This window comes from uncultured Oceanisphaera sp. (assembly GCF_947495715.1).
GTDB lineage: Bacteria > Pseudomonadota > Gammaproteobacteria > Enterobacterales > Aeromonadaceae > Oceanimonas > Oceanimonas sediminis.
The window spans coordinates 1-16,832 of record NZ_CANLZU010000012.1 but is presented as its reverse complement, the minus strand read 5'-3'; the positions used below and the strand labels follow the sequence as shown (position 1 = coordinate 16,832).

The following is a 16,832-nucleotide window of genomic DNA, read 5'->3' as shown; positions in this document are numbered from 1 at the left end:
CTAGCTTGCGAATGTAATCACTCAAAGGAATAACAAGATGGAAGTGCACGTCATACTGCTGGCGCTCATTCAGGGGTTTACCGAATTCCTCCCCATTTCCAGCTCGGCGCACCTGATTCTGCCTTCGGTGTTGCTGGGCTGGCGCGATCAGGGTATGGCCTTCGACGTGGCGGTACATCTGGGCAGCCTGCTGGCGGTGCTGTATTACTTCCGCAAGGAAGTCGTTACCCTGACCCGGGCCTGGTCTCGCTCGGTGCGCGGAAAAGGACATAATGCCGAGTCGCGGCTGGCCTGGAGCATAGTGCTGGCAACGGTGCCGGCCTGTGTGATTGGGGCGCTGTTTGGCGGTATCATTGCCGACTACCTGCGCTCCGGCTGGGTCATTGCGGCGGCCACCGTGGTGTTTGGTTTGTTGCTGTGGTTCGCGGACAAGATGGCGCAGCTGTACAAAGACGAATATCAGACCGGCTGGCGGGGTGCCTTGCTGTTGGGATGCGCTCAGGCGCTGGCCCTGATCCCGGGTACTTCACGCAGCGGCATCACCCTGACCGCCGGCCTGATGCTGGGCATGACCCGGGCTGCCGCCGCTCGCTTTTCGTTTCTGATGTCCATCCCCATCATCTTTCTGGCCGGCAGCCATCAGGCGAGCGGTTTAATCGGCTCCGGCCTGACCATGCCCTGGTCGGCCATCGGCCTGGGCGTGGTGGTGTCTTTTGCCAGCGCCTTGACCTGCATTCATCTTTTTCTGGCGCTGCTCAACCGTATCGGTGTCATGCCTTTCGTCTTGTATCGATTAGGGCTGGGCGCCGTGTTGTTCTGGGTAATGGCCGGCCAGCTTTAAGCCAGCCAGCGTTTCAACTGCTGCAGGCGGGCGGCAGCAATGGCCTCGCCGATGGCCGAGCCCCTGAGACCTTGAGCCACAAAGGGGGCGGCGGTAATGGCTCTCAGTTCGCACAACCACTGCCATAGTCGCTCCCGCTGCGGGTAAGGACGCTGTTCGAAGCCGGTTCTGCCCTGCAGATCGGCTTGGGCACACAAGAGTAACTGGGCGAAGCGCTCGGGCTTGCGCCAGGCATCGGTATGCTGAAACAGTGCCAGTACCGCCTCGGCCTGCTCCGGCGCCGGCTTGACCAGCCGATGAAGGCAAATATGCCAGCGGCTCATCAGCAGGGCCAGTTCCTTGTGTTCGGTAGGCACCCTGAAGCGGGCGCACAGCGTCGCTATCGGCTCTATTCCCAATTCGCCGTGATCGTGGTGGCTGGGCCATTTATCCGATGGGGTCAGCGCCTTGCCGAAGTCATGGCAGAGGGCGGCAAAGCGACAGGGGATGCCGGCGCCCAGCTCGGCGGCGCGTTTGAGTACCATCATGGTGTGCAGACCGGTGTCGATTTCCGGGTGCCATTCTTTCGGTCCGGGCACGCCGAACAGGGCATCCACTTGTGGAAACAGCACCTTGAGTGCACCGCACCGGCGCAATACCTCGAAAAACACCTGGGGGTTGTCGCTGGCCAGGGCCTTTTCCGTTTCTTTCCACACTCGTTCCGGCGTCAGGGCGCCAAGCTCACCGCCGGCAGCCATCTGTTGCATCAGAGTCTGGGTTTCATCGGCCACGGTAAAACCCTGGGCGTGAAAGCGGGCGGCGAAGCGCGCCACCCGCAAGACCCGCAGCGGATCTTCTCCGAAGGCGTCGGACACATGGCGCAGCACCCGCGCCTCTATGTCGGCCTGGCCACCGTAGGGATCATGCAGTGTGCCTTGCTTGTCCCGGGCGATGGCATTGATGGTCAGATCCCGACGCAGCAGGTCTTGTTCCAATGTGACGTCGGGGCCGAATTCGCAGATAAAACCGGTGTAGCCCTTGCCCGACTTGCGCTCGGTACGGGCCAGGGCGTATTCCTCGCGGCTTGTCGGGTGCAGAAACACCGGAAAGTCCTTGCCGACCTGGTTGTAGCCAAGCTTGAGCAATTGCTCGGGAGTCGCCCCCACCACCATGTAGTCGCGCTCCCTGACCTTCAGACCCAGCAGCTCATCCCGTACCGCGCCCCCCACCAGATAGACTTCCACGAATTCAGGCCCTCTTTCTCTAAAAAGGTCATTATAACGGCTGAATATGAAAAAAGACGCCGCAGCGTCTTTTCTTATTACAACCTAAAGTTTTCGGCTTGCCGCTTCCGTTTAGCCTTCGCCCAGTGACAGCAGGGTGGCATTGCCGCCGATGGCCGTGGTGTTGTTGGTGATGGTCTTCTCGGTGATGAAGCGAGTCAGGTAGTGGGGGCCACCGGCCTTGGGGCCGGTGCCGGACAGGCCCTGGCCACCGAAGGGTTGTACGCCCACCATGGCGCCGATCTGATCCCGGTTGATGTAGGCGTTGCCCGCGTCGATACTTTGGGCCACATATTCGGCAAAGGACTCGTTACGGCTGTGAATGCCCAGGGTCAGGCCGTAACCGGTATTATTGATATCCTTGATCACCCGGTCGATGTCTTTGGCCTTGAAGCGCACCACGTGCAGTATGGGGCCGAACTGTTCTTTCTCCAGTTCACCGATGGCGCCGATCTCCAGCGCCGTGGGTTGAATATAGAAGCCCTGATCGCAGCCTTTGCCGAGCGACGTCTGGGCGATGATATTCTTGCCTTCGGCCTGCATCCTGCTCAGGTGGGCTTCGAGGCCGGACTGGGCGTCCTGGTCGATCACCGGGCCTACGTCTGTCGACCACAGCGCCGGATCGGCCACGCTCAGCTCGTTCATGGCACCTTTCAGTATGCCCAGTACCCGTTCGGCGATGTCGTCCTGCAGATAGAGCACCCGCAGGGCGGAACAACGCTGGCCGGCGCTCTGGAAGGCGGCGCGCACCACGTCCCGTACCACCTGCTCGGGCAGGGCGGTGGAGTCGACGATCATGGCGTTCTGGCCGCCGGTTTCGGCAATCAGCGGTATGATGGCGCCTTTACGCTTGGCCAGGGTCTGGTTGATCAGCATGGCGGTGTCGGTAGAGCCGGTGAAACAGACGCCGGCAATGCGCGGATCCGCGGTCAGCGTCGCGCCAACGGTGGCACCGTCGCCGGGCAGTAGCTGCAGCACATCGGCAGGAATACCGGCCTTGTGAGCCAGGGTAACCGCCAGATGGGCGATCAGGCTGGTCTGCTCGGCGGGCTTGGCCAGCACGGTATTGCCGGTGGCCAGGGCGGCGGAAATTTGACCGAGGAAAATCGCCAGCGGGAAGTTCCAGGGGCTGATGCAGACGAAGGGACCACGGCCCTGGGCGAACAGCAGGTTCAGCTCGCCGGTGTATCCGGGCAGCGTCTTCGGCTCCATCAGCACGCGGGCTTCATTGGCATAGTAGCGGCAGAAGTCCACCGCCTCACGCACCTCGTCGATGCCGTCCTGCAGCAGCTTGCCCGCTTCCCGGGTACAGAGGGAAATAAACTCGTCCTGGTGTTCTTCCAGCAGATCCGCCAGCTTTTCCAGTGCCTGGGCGCGGACGTCCACCGGTGTGTTGCGCCAGCCCCCGAAGGCGGCCTGCGCCTTGCCGACGGCCAGCTCGACGGTGGCTTTATCGGCGAAGTGAACCCGGCCGACCTGATGGCCGTTATTCTGGGGGCTCAGTACTGCGTTGGCGGTGCCCGTGGTCAGGGTTTTGCCGCCGACGATGGGGCCGCCCTGCCAGCTCTTGCCGGCCAGTTTATCCAGCGCCTTGAAGAAGGGGACGCGAATGCCCTCGATATTCATGTTCAGGCCCCGGGAATTGGTCCGGTCGGGGAAGATGGCCAGCGGCAGCGGTATCTTGTCGTTGGCGAGAGTATCGTATTCCGCCAGGCTGGTCAGCGGATGGGTGATCAGGGTGTCGATGGGCGTCTTGGGATCCACCAGCTTGTGTACGAAGGAGGTATTGGCGCCGTTTTCCAGCAGGCGACGCACCAGGTAGGGCAGCAGATCCTTGTGCGCGCCAACCGGCGCATAGATGCGGCAATTCAGTCCCGGGTTTTCAGCCAGCACGGCGTTGTACAGTTCTTCGCCCATGCCGTGCAGGCGCTGAAATTCGAAGTTTCGCTCACCGGCCATGGCCATCACCGACACCACCGTATGGGCGTTGTGGGTGGCAAACTGGGGATAAATGGCGCCATTACAGGCTTCGCTCAGCAGGTAGCGGGCACAGGCCAGGTAAGACACATCGGTGCCGGCCTTGCGGGTATAGACCGGATAGCCGTCGATGCCGCTCTGCTGGCAGAGTTTGATTTCACTGTCCCAGTAGGCGCCTTTGACCAGACGTACCGGAATTTCATCGCCCTGTTCGCGCGCCAGGGCGGTCAGCCAGCACAATACCGGCAGGGCGCGCTTGGAATAGGCCTGAATCACCAGCCCCAGGCCGCCCCAGCCCTGGTTGATGTCCGAACGATACAGCGCCTCGAACAAGTCGAGCGACAGCTCCAGCCGGTCCATTTCTTCCGCGTCTATGGTGATAAATACATCCAGCTTGCGGGCCAGCTCCAGCAGCCCGAGCACGGTGGCGTACAGCTCGGTCAGTACCCGTTCCCGATTCGCTTCTTCGTAGCGGGGATGCAGGGCCGACAATTTGATGGAAATGGAGGGGCGCGGCACCTTGGGGTTGTTGAGTTTCTCGGCCCCGACGGTAGCGATGGCATTGGCGTAGTCGGCGCGGTATTTCTCGGCATCACTGGCGGTCATGGCCGCTTCGCCCAGCATGTCGTAGGAGTGGGTATAGCCGAGCTCGCGAGACTTGCGGCTGGCCTTGAGCGCCTCCTTGATGTCACGGCCCAGCACGAACTGCTTGCCCATGATCTTCATGGCCGCATACATGGCCGAGCGCACCATGGGCTCGCCCATGCGGTTGATCATGCGATTGAGCACATTGGCCGGATTGCCATCGAGCTTCTTGTCCATGCGCACTATCTTGCCGGTCAGCATCAGCCCCCAGGTAGAGGCATTGACCAGGGTGGAGTCGCTCTGGCGGAAATGACTGGCCCAGTCGGCGCCGGACAGTTTGTCTTTTATCAACTCGTCGGCGGTGTGGCTGTCGGGAATGCGCAACAGGGCTTCGGCCAGACACATCAGGATAATGCCTTCCTGGGTATCCAGGCTGTATTGCTGCAAAAAGGCGTCGATGCCGTCACCGCCGTCGCTTTCTTCTCGTACCCGGGTGACCAGTTGGTGGGCCTGTTCATTTATCTGCGTCAGAGTCTGACCACTGGCGGGCACCTGCTCCAGCAAGGCAGCCAGATAGGTGTTCTCGTCGACGATGTAGTTTTGGGTGATGTCCTGGCGCAGAGACGGCAGATCTCTGGGGGCATAGTCGGGGGCAAAGACGGTGGCGGCAGTAAACATAACGGCACTCCTGATGTCGCGAGGTAACGGCTGCCCGAGCGAGGCGGCTGTTAGGGATATTGATGTATACGATTAATGGGTAATCAAAAGTTTGCACATCGACCTGAACGCTAAAGTGAGATTTTTATGGCATTTCAATCGGTTTATATCTGATTTAACGTCTGTTTCTGTATACGAAGTCGGGGGCGCCATGCTTTATCTGTCAGGTTTTATCAATATAGCTGAAGCCGTCGCCGGCAGTTGTCGATGGTGATGGTGCGTGCCTTGGCGGTGGGGGCGATATGGATGATGTGCCGGTGTGCGATAGTGGGGGCGCACCGAATGGAGGTTGGCGACAACAGGGAGTCCGGCGTTAATACTCGACCGACCGGTGCCATTGTCTTGTCGGTGGCTCTGGCCCTATAATGCGCGCTCATTTTTGTCTGTGGTAAGCAAGCCAAGTGCACTATCAACGTCTTCCCAAGGGGCCTTTCGCCCTGTCTGTGGTTTATCTGATCACCGGCGCCTCCATTGCCGCTTCCATGGTGTTTTCTCTGTTGTTGTTCCTGTCGCTGGAGCAGGGCCTGCTGATGAAGCTGATGTTTGGTGGCCTGGCGTTGGTGTTCGAGGTCGGCAAGTTTTATATCTGGTATGAAATGGGCGAACGCACCAACCGTGGTGATGCGATGGGGTCGCTGAAGGCGCTCTGTTTCTATGGGGTATTGGCGGGGCTTTCCATCGCCGGCAGTGTCGGCGGCATTAACGCCGCCACCAACACCCTGATGCAGGGGGATGAAGCCAAGGCGGCCGAGGTGCAGAGCTATAACGACAAGATAGTGTCTCTGGATCGGGAAATCGAGATCAACGAGCAGGCGGCCCAGGCTTATATCGACATGAAACGCATTGCCAACGGCATGACCAAGATGCTGGCGCGCAATCAGGAGTTACGGGCCCGACAGGATGAGTTACGGCGCCAGCGGGATAAGGTGGCCATTACCAGCCAGAGTTCGCTGATGGGCCTGATGTCCAGCCTGGCCGATGGCCTGGGCTGGCCGCTGGAGCGAGTGCAGTTTGGTGTTGTTGCCGCCCTGTCTGTGCTGCTGGATTTCTTTGCGGCCTTCTTTATTTCGCTGCTGGGGGAAGAAACCCGTTTCCGGCGTAGTCGAAGGAAGAAGGAGCAGCAGCAGGTAGCAGTGGCACCAGAAGTACCGGCGGAGCCTGCCATGCCGGCCCGTCCGGATTATTATCATGAGCTGGTGGCCCGGTTGCAGGCGGGTGAGCTGCGCTGTGCCAAGGGAGCCGTGTCGCGCATGCTGGAGAAGCCGCTGGAAGAGGTGGAAGATATCTTTCACTGGTTGCTGCAGGACGGCATCGTCTATCGCAAGCCCAACCGGCATTTCGCCCTGAACCAGCAAGACCAAAGCTAACGAACCGCTCATATCTCGAGTTACGACAAAGGCGCCCCAGGGCGCCTTTGTCGTAACTGGGTCTTATAGCAATTACATTAAACACTCGATCTTTTTGACTGTCATACCAACCCCGGACAAAGGGCTCGATCCACCGACTCGCTCAAGCACCTCCTTGTGACGCTCAGCACATGACGTCCGACCGCCATGGACGGCGGGAGTGCCAGCATTGCAGGAGCTTTTGTTGGCCCTGTCATGTGATGGTCGGTGGAGCAGATCCCTTTGCCCTCCTTGATGCTCCGGCGTCGCCTGTTAGCACAGCCTGCGGACAACTCGGTGTTCCAGAAGAGGCAACAGAGAACGACTTCCACGACCGTGACATGCCAGGGAAGGCATGTCCGAGCTTACATGGATGTACTCGTAGCGTGTCGAGGAAGGCGGCTGTGTTGCCTCTGATCTGAGGCCTAATATGACCATATTATTACTGGGATTGGTATTAGTTCATCCAGCGGCTCTGATTGCGCTTGCGGCGCAACGGAATCATCGGCAGTAGTATCCCGAACAGAATACCGGCGCCGGCTACCATGCCGCCGTTCAGCAGCCAGTCCAGACGCATTTTGTGTTCCTTATCATCCATCAGGCTGCTCAGACGCTGGTTTTCACTTTCCAGCTTGGCGTGTTGCTGACGCAGCTCGTTGAATTGATCGTGCATCAGGTTCAATTCCTGCTCCTGTTGCAATAGCCGGGTAGTTTTGTCCTGCATATCCAGCTCATGACGTTCATCTACCGAGGCGAGCATCTGCTTGGTGTTGGTCAGTTCCTCTTCCAGCAACGGCAGCCGTGAGCGAAAGCTTTCTTCCGTCTGCATAAAGTCGCCATTTACCCAGCCGGTACGACCCTCGGCGTCACGAATTTGTACGTACTCGGTCTTGGCATCATGATCCAGTTGCTCGACCGGCTCGCCGGCATTGACGGTGCCGATGATACGGAACTGGTTGCTGGGACCGGAGTGCAGATAGGTATATACGTTATCTGAAATGTAACGATTGGCGGCTTCGGCCGCGCCGAGCCACGGCAGATAGCACAGCAGTACCACAAGAAGTCTCGATTTCACCTGGGGTTCCTTCGTTCTCGATAATTCATTGTCAACAGTGGGAACATGGTAATGGGTGCAAGGGGGGAGAACAAGAACAAGGGGGCGTTTTGCCCCCTTGAAGTCGGTGCTTAGCTGAAGCACCACTGAATGATATAGAAGAAGATGATGGCCAGAATAGCGCCGGCAGGCAGCGTGACTATCCAGGAAACCACTATATTGCGCAATACGTTAAGATTGAGCGCCGCAATACCGCGCGCCAGACCGACGCCCATCACGGCACCGACCAGGGTCTGGGTGGTGGAAATGGGCAGGCCGGTGCCGGATGCGATCACCACTGTCGCAGCGGTGGCCAGCTGGGCGGCAAAGCCTCGGCTGGGGGTCAGGTGGGTAATACCGGTACCTACGGTGGCCATTACCTTGTGACCGAGTGAGGCCAGGCCGATGACGATGCCGATGCCGCCCAACGGCAGTATCCACCAGGCGATGCTGGACTTGGCCGCAATTTCGCCGGAGCTTTGCACTATGCTGACCACGGCAGACAGCGGCCCTATGGCATTGGCCACATCGTTGGAGCCGTGGGCAAAAGCCATGGCGCAGGCGGTGACCACCATCAGGATGCCGAACACCTTCTCCACGTTGGAGTAGTGCATGTCCTTGTCATCGTTCGGGTTGTACTGCTGGCGCTTGATATAAAGACTGCAGAGCACGGCGCTGATCAGGGAAACCAGAATCGACAGCCCCCAGCTCTGGGCATCGCTCATGTCCAGACCGACATGCTTGAGACCCTTCTTCAGGGTCACCAGACAGATCACCATCACCGTCATGAAGATGTAAACCGGCACGTACTTCTTGGCGGCCGCCAGCGGATTGTCGGTGTTGAAAATCAACCGCTGTACGCTGATGAAGGTGAAGTAGGCGAGCACACCAGACAGCGCCGGGGTGATAATCCAGGAGCCGACCACGCCGGCCACCTTGTTCCAGTGCACCGCCTCCGAGCCCAGTGATACCAGGGCGAAGCCGATGATGGCGCCGATAATGGAGTGAGTGGTGGACACCGGCCAGCCGAAGTAGGATGCCAGCAGCAGCCAGGTACCGGCGGCCAGCAATGAGGCAATCATGCCAAACACCAACAAATCGGGATGCCCGGCAAAGGCGTTGGAGTCGATAATACCGTTTTTTATGGTTGAGGTGACCTCACCCCCTGCCAGATAGGCGCCGGCAAATTCGAAGACCATGGCGATGAGGATCGCCTGCTTGATGGTCAGTGAGCGGGTGCCCACCGAGGTGCCCATGGCGTTGGCCACATCATTGGCACCGATACCCCAGGCCATGAAAAAGCCGAAGAGCGCCGCCACCAGAATCAGCGTGGTGCCGTAGTTAGCAATGATATCCATTGTAATACCTTGTTATTTCGCTCAGGAACGGGACAGCATCAGCTCTAAACGGGCACCTACCCGTTCGGCCTGATCTGCCAGGTCACCGACCCACTCGAGGATCTTGTACAGAAACATGATATCGATAGGGTTATAGCCGTCTTCGATGGCCTGCAATTGCTTGCGCAGTTTGGCTTGCATCACATCGGTATCATCTTCGATCAGGTCGAGCTGGTGGATCATTTCGGACACCAAATCCATTTCCCGGCCCTTGAAGCCGGTTTCCAGCAGTTCATCGAGCTCGTCAATGGCTTTGGCGGCCTGAGCGGTAGCATCGATACACCGGCTGAGATAATCCATGAAGGCGGGTTTGAGCTGCGGCGGAATACCCATCTGACGACCTATAATACGGCCGGAGATGTCTTTCGCCTTGTTGGCGATCTTGTCTTGCTGAGTGAGCAGTTCCAGCATATCGGTACGCTCAACCGGCATAAACAGGCCGCGAGGGAGTTTGAGACGAATTTCCCGTTTCAGCGTGTCGGCTTCCCGTTCCAGCTGGGAAATGCGGCGTTGAATGATCTCGGCTTGCTCCCAGTCCTGCTCCCACATGGCGTCGAAGAAGGGAACCAATTGCTGTGCAGCTTCATGGACTTTAATCACATGCTTCTGCAGGGGCTTGATTGGGGACTTGGCAAAGAGTCCTAAAATAGTATTTACTGGCATGGCCAACCCTGTGTCGGTGAAAAAACACTCGATACATTAAAGTGGCGCGAATGGTAACTTAACTATAAAGGCAAGAAAACAGCATTTTTCATGATGCCGGGGTCTCGGCTCATCGGTATTTTATTATTGTACTTTTAAATCAAAAGGTTGGAACTCCCGGACACCCTTATGGATACAGAAATCGAACTCAAGTTTCTTGTCTCACCCGAGGTGGGCGCTCAGCTGTCCACACAGTTGCAATCTTACCAAATCCTCCAGCAGGACCAGCAACATCTGGCCAACACCTATTTCGATACCGCCGATCTGGCGTTGCGCAAAATGGATGCCGGTTTGCGTATCCGCAGTCAGAACGGGGAGATGGAGCAAACCATCAAGCTGGCGGGCAATCAGGTGGGGGGGCTGCATCAACGGCCGGAGTATAATGTTCCCCTGACGGTACACTCCCCTGATCTGTCGCTGTTTCCGGCCCGGATCTGGCCCGAAGGGCTGGATGTGGCGCAGATACAGGCGTCATTGCAGCCGTTGTTCAGCACCGATTTTCTGCGTCGGCGCTGGTTGCTGGCGATCGACGGCACCGAAATAGAGCTGGCACTGGATGAAGGGGAAGTACAGGCGGGAGAACGGCGAGAGCCCATTCACGAGCTGGAGCTGGAGTTGGTAAAAGGCGATGTCTCTCAGTTGTTCGAGCTGGCCGAGGAACTGGTGAAAGCGGGCGGCTTGCGACTGGGGGCCGTTTCCAAGGCCAGGCGCGGCTATCAACTGGCGGGGCTCAGCTCCAGCCCCCGGCTGTGCATGCTGGAACCGCTGGCGCTGCAACCGCAGGATGTGTGTGAGCAGACCATGGTGGCCTTGCTGCACAAGGGGCTGCGTCACTGGCAACATCATGAAGAGGGCTGGCTGGCCAACGCGAGTCTCGAATGGCTGGTACAGCTGAGAGAGGGAGTCTCTCTGGTGCATCAGACCCTGCTGTTGTTTGGCGAACTGGTTTCGCACCGGATCAACAGCGGCTGGATAGATGATTTACTGTGGTTACAGCAGCAGCTGTCATGGCTGGATCGGGCCCAGATGCTGGTTCACCTGACCGCCGACAAGGGTCACTACCTGCGTCGACTGGACTGCCGGAAAACCCTGGTCAGTCAATTGTTGGCTCAGCAGGCGCAGTTGCCCGACGCGACCCAGCTGCGCACTCTGTTCTACAGCCCCCGTTATGCACGATTGATGCTGGGACTGACCCACTGGCTGTACCGCCAGGACTGGCGAGCCGGACTGGCTCCGGCGCAGACGGCCCAGTTGGCCGCTCCGGTGGCCGAGCTGGCCCGACAACGACTGGATGACAGTTGGCATACCCTGCGTCACAGCGCGCTGGGCAAGCCGGAACTGAATGGCGCGCAATACATACAGCAAAAGGGCAAGCTCAGACGCAACCTGATGGTTGGACTCTGCTTCAGCGACTTGTATCCGGAGACGGAGCGCATGACGTTTCGCATGCCCTGGCTCGACATTCTGCGCGGCATCGAAGATCTGGATATGTTATCGCCGCTGCTGGATCTGCGTGATGAGCTGAACGAGCAGGACGCCGCCGAGCTGGACGAATGGTTGGCGCGCAAGCAGCGATTTTTGCTGGAAGCGCTGGAGCAGTCCCGGGCCCAGGCCTTGCTGCTGCAACCCTACTGGCGCTGAGGCGGCTCTTGCTGAACACCGAATTATACCAATTTGAATAAACATCTGATCATTTTAACCCCGGGATCAGAGGCAACACAGTCGCCTCCCACGACACGCCACTGGCAAATGACACTCACAGTTGCAGCCTACTGCGAACATCCACTGGATGTTCGGTCAGGCTGCAACCGTTCGTTACGGCGAGGCAAGCTCGCCCCCTGAGGGCTCGGGAAATGCCGTCTGACCGCCAGGGAGGGCGGGAATGCCGGAACGGCAGGAGCATTTTCCGGCCATGGCATTTCACGGTCGTGAGAGTCGATCTCTGTTGCCTCTTCTCGAGCATCGAGTTGTCTGTAGACGGCGCTAACAGGCAACTCCGGTGCATCAAGGAGAGCAAAGGGATCTGCTCCGCCGACCATCTGACCGCCATGGACGGCGGGAATGCCTGGACGGCAGGAGCATTTCCCGGCCGCGCCACGGATGGCGCGGCTGAGCCTCCAGGGAGGGATTCACGGCGAGTCGGGGGAGCGGGCCCTTTGTTCGACTTTTATACAAAAATGAAATAGATCATTTGTTTAGTAGGATTGGTATTATTCTTGTCATTCCCGCGAAGGCGGGAATCCGGGGCTTATGGCGTTGAGTGGTCAGATTGAGGGGGGGGTCTGCAAAGGCACTGGGCCCCCGCCTTCGCGGGGGTAACGATACTGCGCGGCTGGCAACTCAGGACTTCAGCATCTGCTGGCTATAGCTCAGCAATTCATCCATCACCTTGTGTTTTATTTCCAGCTGCTGCTCGGGCTGCAGGCCGTAGCGCTCGGCCAGATGAACATAATCGTCCGGGCTGAGCGACACCGTCAGCCGGGGACGTTTGGGTTTGTCGGCGGTGGGCAGGGTCAGAATATGGCGGATCTGATCCGATGGACTCAGGCCGTTATCCAGCGCCTCGCGCCGGATCTGATACTGCAGGGTTTCGTCCATATCAAAGGCCACCTGTACCGCCTTGGCGGCACGCACCGAGCTTTGCCATTTATCCGGCAGCTTGCGTTGGCTCATGAGCGGCCCCTCAGTTGTTGCTCCAATCGTGCCAGTACCTGATCGGCACTGCGCTCCTCGAGGGTGGCCGGCGTGGCCTCGGGCTCGGCGTCTGCCGCCTGCTGTCGCTCACGAGCCCGTATATCGGCCAGTGCCTGCTTGGCATCGATCAGCGTTACCGCCGGGTGCCGGCGAATGGCGGTCATGGTCTTGCGCACACAGGCGGTGGTTTTGGCCATGGCCAGCTGGCGGCACAAGTCGTGATAATGGCGCTCGGCACTCAGCCAGCGGCCCTGATAGTAGCTTTGTCGTTTAAGCAGCCCGGTCAGCGCCAGCTGGCCGGCGTCGAGCCGGTCTTCTTCGCGAGCAAGCGCCATGGCCAGCTGGCGGGCCTGCTCCTGCTCTCCGGCGGCCAATGCGGTGAGTACCGCCTGTTCCCGCTCTGCCCGCTGTTGCTGCAACACCGGCAGTTGTCGGCGCAGTTGCTCGATATCGAGGTCGAGCTGTCGGCACTGGCGTGCCAGCCCCTGCATATGCTGTTCGGCATGGCGACCATCGCGCAGCAGTTGCACACAGACCCGGTCCGACTCCAGATCGCCATTGTCCGCGTTATGCAGGCTGCGCAGTACCTGACTCAGGGTGCTCATCGGACGGCCCTCATAATAGAAACTCCGCCATGTCTTCGATGACTTCCAGGCAGTTGTCGCTCAGCACCGCCAGCTCGTGTTCGATATCAACCAGCGCGGAGGTCAGTGAAAGGGCACCGAACACCACATACCAGTCATCGAGTCGGGCAAAGGCCGACAGCGGCATGGGAATATTCATGTCGAGCATGGCCTCAAGCATGGCCTGACGGCGGCCGGGATCAACCTGGCGTTCATCCCAGAGGTAGCTGATGCAGAGAATCTGATCGTCGGAGACCGAAATAAACAGCGGTAACTCTTCCCGGCCTTCGACCGTGACCTTGAGCACCTCGACGTCGCCGGAGATGGGAAAGCATTGAAAACGAAAGCCGGTGGTCGATTGCTCGTCGAGCCGTTCGAGGTGGTGGCCGATAACTGAAAGATCCATCAAGAAGTCCTGACATAATAAGTCCGGTACAGACTAAATCAGCTGTCACCCTCAGCGCAAGCATGCACTGCGATGCACCGGGCGCACCACAATCTGCTTCGGCGCGCTGTGCAAGGCGCACAACAATGATAATCTGGGCTCAGATGCCGCCGCCAAGGATTAAGGATAACGATATGGTTGAGATGCCCACCCTGCTGCACGCCCAGGCCGACAAACACTGGTCCGGTTTCGAAGAGCGCGCCGCCGACGTAGTGGCGCAACTGAGTGACGCACGTCGCGACCAGTTGCGCACCCTGTTTGCCTGCAGCGATTTTGCCGCCGACAGCCTGTGCCGGCAACCGGAGCTGGCGCTGGAGCTGGACGACGAGCGGGATCTGCATAACGCCGACCGTGCCGGGCGCTATCAACCGGAGCTGGCGCAGTTGCTGGCCGAGGTGAATGACGAGCCCGGCCTGCAGCGCACCCTGCGCCGCTTTCGCCGCCGTGAGTTGCTGCTGATTGCCTGGCGCGAGATGCTGCTGGGCGCCGAGGTGGAAGAAAGCTTCGCCCATATCTCGGCGCTGGCCGATGCCCTGATCCTGGCCGCCTATCGCTGGTGGTATCAACGCCAGTGCGCCGAGCTGGGTACCCCCACCGACGCCGACGGCGAGGCGGTGCCGATGTTGATTCTGGGCATGGGCAAGCTGGGCGGGCGCGAGCTGAATTTTTCGTCCGATATCGACCTGATTTTCACCTTTCCCCATAACGGCGTCACTCAAGGCGGGCGTCGCGAGCTGGCCAATCAGCAGTTCTTCATCCGTCTGGGGCAGAAGCTGGTCAACGCCCTGCACCAGACCACGGTTGACGGTCAGGTCTACCGGGTCGACATGCGGCTGCGGCCCTTTGGCGAGTCGGGGCCGTTGGCGGTCAGCTTTGCCGCCATGGAAGACTATTACCAGCATCATGGCCGTACCTGGGAGCGTTACGCCATGGTCAAGGCGCGCATCCTCAACGACGAGGGCGAATATACCGCCGAGTTGCGCGCCATGCTCAAACCCTTCGTGTTTCGCCGCTATATCGACTTCGGGGTGATCGACTCCCTGCGTCAGATGAAGGCGATGATCGCCGCCGAAGTGCGGCGCAAGGGTCTGCATGACAACATCAAGCTGGGCGCCGGTGGCATTCGCGAGGTGGAATTTATCGCTCAGGTCTTTCAGCTGATCCGCGGCGGACGAGAGCCGGCGCTGCAGGTACGCCACCTGCCGGATGCGCTGGCAGCCATTCAGGCGTCGGGGGCACTGACCGCCGTCGAGGCCGACCAGTTGCACCAGAGCTATCGGCTGTTGCGGCGGGTCGAGAACTTCCTGCAGGCATTTGACGATCAACAGACCCAGACCCTGCCTCAGGATGAGCTCAACCGCAGCCGATTGGCCTGGCTGATGGGCCATGACAGCTGGGACGGCTTTTATCAGGCGCTGCGCCAGGCGATGGACGGAGTGCACCAGCAGTTTGGCGGCCTCATCGGTGACAGCACCGAGGTGGAAGACGAAGGGGTAGACCAGATCTGGTTCGATGTGTGGCAGACAGAGCTGGACGAGTCGGAGCTGCTGCCGATGCTGCAAGAGCAGGGCATGGACCAAGACAAGGCGATGCGGCTGGCCCGGGCGCTCAATACCTTCAAGGAAGAATGTCCGCGCCGGGCCATGGGGCCGCAGGGGCGACAGGCGCTGGAAAAACTGATGCCGGTGCTGCTGGACAAGGTCAGCCAGTCGGATACCCCCGGCATCCTGTTTGCCCGGCTGCAGAAATTGCTGCTGCAAATCGTGACCCGCACCGCCTATCTGCAATTGCTGGTGGAAAACGCCGGCGCCCTGACCCAGTTGATCCGCCTGTGCGAGGCCAGCTCGCTGGTGGCCGAGCAGTTGGCCCGTTACCCGATATTGCTGGACGAGCTGTTGGTGCCGGAGCTGCTGTACAACCCGATGCCGCTCGAGGCCTACAAGGGGGAGTTGCGCCAGTTTCTGTTGCGCGTGCCGGAAGAAGACGTGGAGCAGCAGATGGAGGCGTTGCGCCAGTTCAAGCAGATTCATCTGCTGCGCATCGCCGCCGCCGATATCGCCGGAGCCCTGCCGCTGATGAAGGTGAGCGATCACCTGACCTGGCTGGCAGAAGCCATAGTCGAGGAGGTGGTCAACCAGGCCTGGATTCAGATAAGCGAGCGCCATGGGGTGCCCGAGGTGCTGGCCGACAGCCCGAGCCGCGGCTTTGGCGTGGTGGCCTACGGCAAGCTGGGCGGCATCGAACTGGCCTACAGTTCGGATCTGGATCTGGTATTTGTGCAGCAGGCCGGGCTCAAGGGTCAGACCAATGGCAACAAGCCGCTGGACGTGCGCCAGTTCTATCTGCGATTGGCTCAGCGCATCATTCACCTGTTCAGCACCCGTACTCCCAGCGGCGTGCTTTACGAGCTGGACATGCGGCTGCGGCCCAGCGGCAACGCCGGTCTGTTGGTGAGTCCGCTCGATGCCTATCAGCATTACCTGCAGAACGAGGCCTGGATCTGGGAACACCAGGCACTGGTGCGCAGCCGGCTGATAGTGGGCGATGCGGCGCTGCACCGGGAGTTCGAGCGTATTCGGCGAGAAACCCTCAGCGCCACGCGCGATCGCGCCACCCTGGCCGAAGAGGTGATCAAGATGCGCGAGAAGATGCGCACTCACCTGAGCAAGGCCGGCCCCGGCGAGTTTCATCTCAAGCAGTCGGCAGGCGGCCTGGTCGATATCGAGTTTCTGACCCAGTATCTGGTGCTGGCTCATGGCCATGAGCACCCGCAGGCCCTGACCCGCTGGTCGGACAATATCCGTATTCTGGAGTCGGCGGTGGAAGTAGGACTGCTGGAAGAAGACGAAGCCCGGCGGCTGAAAACCGCCTACTGCGCCATTCGCGACCGGGGCCACCGACTGAGCCTGTCGGACAAGCCGGGTCTGCTACCGGACACCGAGCTCACTCAAGAGCGGGAGTGGGTGGTCGCCAGCTGGAACAAGTGGTTGCAGGGAAGCAGAACGCCCTAAGCGGTGTAGTGCCACATTGAAGGGGCGTTGTTTCCTAAATCAGGGAACTATCTGCTTCTCCCGTGATCCGATCTCCTGACGAACGGACTCGGGAGCAGCA

General features: G+C 59.6%; 13 protein-coding genes. 4 read left to right on the top strand and 9 right to left on the bottom strand.

Going from position 1 to position 16,832, the window contains the following annotated elements; all coding sequences use genetic code 11:
• Window positions 1–37 precede the first annotated feature (37 nt).
• A complete protein-coding gene (locus Q0753_RS08875; RefSeq protein ID WP_298719598.1) occupies window positions 38–841 on the top strand; it encodes an undecaprenyl-diphosphate phosphatase in 804 nt (267 codons plus the stop codon).
• On the opposite strand, the gene Q0753_RS08870 is transcribed toward Q0753_RS08875, so the two are convergent.
• From Q0753_RS08870 to Q0753_RS08860, 3 genes are all read right to left on the bottom strand, one after another.
• The gene (locus Q0753_RS08870; RefSeq protein ID WP_298719596.1) at window positions 838–2,064 is read right to left on the bottom strand and encodes a multifunctional CCA addition/repair protein; all 1,227 of its coding nucleotides are present in this window, start codon (window positions 2,062–2,064) and stop codon (window positions 838–840) included. The two genes, Q0753_RS08875 and Q0753_RS08870, sit on opposite strands and share 4 nt — an antisense overlap.
• A 111-nt stretch (window positions 2,065–2,175) precedes the next feature.
• Entirely contained in the window at window positions 2,176–5,343 is a 3,168-nt protein-coding gene (gene putA, locus Q0753_RS08865; protein WP_298719594.1) for a bifunctional proline dehydrogenase/L-glutamate gamma-semialdehyde dehydrogenase PutA, read from the bottom strand.
• Window positions 5,344–5,555: 212 nt separating this feature from the next.
• A complete protein-coding gene (locus Q0753_RS08860; protein WP_298719592.1) occupies window positions 5,556–5,759 on the bottom strand; it encodes a hypothetical protein in 204 nt (67 codons plus the stop codon).
• Window positions 5,760–5,783: 24 nt separating this feature from the next.
• Between Q0753_RS08860 and Q0753_RS08855 the strand changes: the two genes are divergently transcribed.
• Window positions 5,784–6,749 (top strand): hypothetical protein, encoded by a 966-nt coding sequence (locus Q0753_RS08855; RefSeq protein ID WP_298719590.1) that lies wholly within the window; start codon window positions 5,784–5,786, stop codon window positions 6,747–6,749.
• A 475-nt stretch (window positions 6,750–7,224) separates the two neighbouring features.
• Here Q0753_RS08855 and Q0753_RS08850 read toward each other — a convergent pair whose 3' ends face one another.
• The 3 genes from Q0753_RS08850 to Q0753_RS08840 all read right to left on the bottom strand — a co-directional run bounded on the left by Q0753_RS08850 (window position 7,225) and on the right by Q0753_RS08840 (window position 9,920).
• On the bottom strand, window positions 7,225–7,842 hold the full coding sequence (locus Q0753_RS08850) for a TIGR04211 family SH3 domain-containing protein (protein ID WP_298719588.1): 618 nt from the start codon (window positions 7,840–7,842) through the stop codon (window positions 7,225–7,227).
• Between the two features lie 110 nt (window positions 7,843–7,952).
• Window positions 7,953–9,218, bottom strand: coding sequence for an inorganic phosphate transporter (locus Q0753_RS08845; RefSeq protein ID WP_298719586.1), 1,266 nt, complete (start codon window positions 9,216–9,218; stop codon window positions 7,953–7,955).
• A gap of 21 nt (window positions 9,219–9,239) precedes the next feature.
• On the bottom strand, window positions 9,240–9,920 hold the full coding sequence (locus tag Q0753_RS08840) for a TIGR00153 family protein (RefSeq protein ID WP_298719584.1): 681 nt from the start codon (window positions 9,918–9,920) through the stop codon (window positions 9,240–9,242).
• Window positions 9,921–10,088: 168 nt separating this feature from the next.
• Between Q0753_RS08840 and Q0753_RS08835 the strand changes: the two genes are divergently transcribed.
• The gene (locus Q0753_RS08835; RefSeq protein ID WP_298719582.1) at window positions 10,089–11,600 is read left to right on the top strand and encodes an inorganic triphosphatase; all 1,512 of its coding nucleotides are present in this window, start codon (window positions 10,089–10,091) and stop codon (window positions 11,598–11,600) included.
• A 699-nt stretch (window positions 11,601–12,299) separates the two neighbouring features.
• Here the strand turns inward: Q0753_RS08835 and Q0753_RS08830 are convergent.
• The 3 genes from Q0753_RS08830 to Q0753_RS08820 are packed head-to-tail and all read right to left on the bottom strand — an operon-like array spanning window position 12,300 to window position 13,682.
• Window positions 12,300–12,632: a hypothetical protein gene (locus Q0753_RS08830; protein WP_298719580.1), complete on the bottom strand. Its 333-nt coding sequence runs from the start codon at window positions 12,630–12,632 to the stop codon at window positions 12,300–12,302.
• Complete coding sequence (locus Q0753_RS08825; RefSeq protein ID WP_298719578.1) at window positions 12,629–13,258, bottom strand: hypothetical protein; 630 nt, start codon at window positions 13,256–13,258, stop codon at window positions 12,629–12,631. Before Q0753_RS08825 ends, Q0753_RS08830 begins: the two co-directional genes overlap by 4 nt.
• Before the next feature lie 10 nt (window positions 13,259–13,268).
• Window positions 13,269–13,682, bottom strand: coding sequence for a DUF2170 family protein (locus Q0753_RS08820; RefSeq protein WP_298719577.1), 414 nt, complete (start codon window positions 13,680–13,682; stop codon window positions 13,269–13,271).
• 173 nt (window positions 13,683–13,855) lie between these two features.
• On the opposite strand from Q0753_RS08820, the gene glnE reads away from it, so the two are divergent.
• Window positions 13,856–16,732 carry a bifunctional [glutamate--ammonia ligase]-adenylyl-L-tyrosine phosphorylase/[glutamate--ammonia-ligase] adenylyltransferase gene (gene glnE / locus Q0753_RS08815; RefSeq protein WP_298719575.1) on the top strand — a complete coding sequence of 959 codons (2,877 nt, stop codon included), beginning with the start codon at window positions 13,856–13,858 and terminating at the stop codon, window positions 16,730–16,732.
• Window positions 16,733–16,832 lie beyond the last annotated feature (100 nt).

Coding starts and splice junctions, on each gene's coding strand:
- Q0753_RS08835 (WP_298719582.1), top strand. CDS start 10,089: ATGGATACAGAAATCGAACTCAAGTTTCTTGTCTCACCCGAGGTGGGC.
- Q0753_RS08825 (WP_298719578.1), bottom strand. CDS start 13,258: ATGAGCACCCTGAGTCAGGTACTGCGCAGCCTGCATAACGCGGACAAT.
- Q0753_RS08860 (WP_298719592.1), bottom strand. CDS start 5,759: ATGAGCGCGCATTATAGGGCCAGAGCCACCGACAAGACAATGGCACCG.
- Q0753_RS08830 (WP_298719580.1), bottom strand. CDS start 12,632: ATGAGCCAACGCAAGCTGCCGGATAAATGGCAAAGCTCGGTGCGTGCC.
- Q0753_RS08820 (WP_298719577.1), bottom strand. CDS start 13,682: ATGGATCTTTCAGTTATCGGCCACCACCTCGAACGGCTCGACGAGCAA.
- putA (WP_298719594.1), bottom strand. CDS start 5,343: ATGTTTACTGCCGCCACCGTCTTTGCCCCCGACTATGCCCCCAGAGAT.
- Q0753_RS08875 (WP_298719598.1), top strand. CDS start 38: ATGGAAGTGCACGTCATACTGCTGGCGCTCATTCAGGGGTTTACCGAA.
- glnE (WP_298719575.1), top strand. CDS start 13,856: ATGGTTGAGATGCCCACCCTGCTGCACGCCCAGGCCGACAAACACTGG.
- Q0753_RS08845 (WP_298719586.1), bottom strand. CDS start 9,218: ATGGATATCATTGCTAACTACGGCACCACGCTGATTCTGGTGGCGGCG.
- Q0753_RS08840 (WP_298719584.1), bottom strand. CDS start 9,920: ATGCCAGTAAATACTATTTTAGGACTCTTTGCCAAGTCCCCAATCAAG.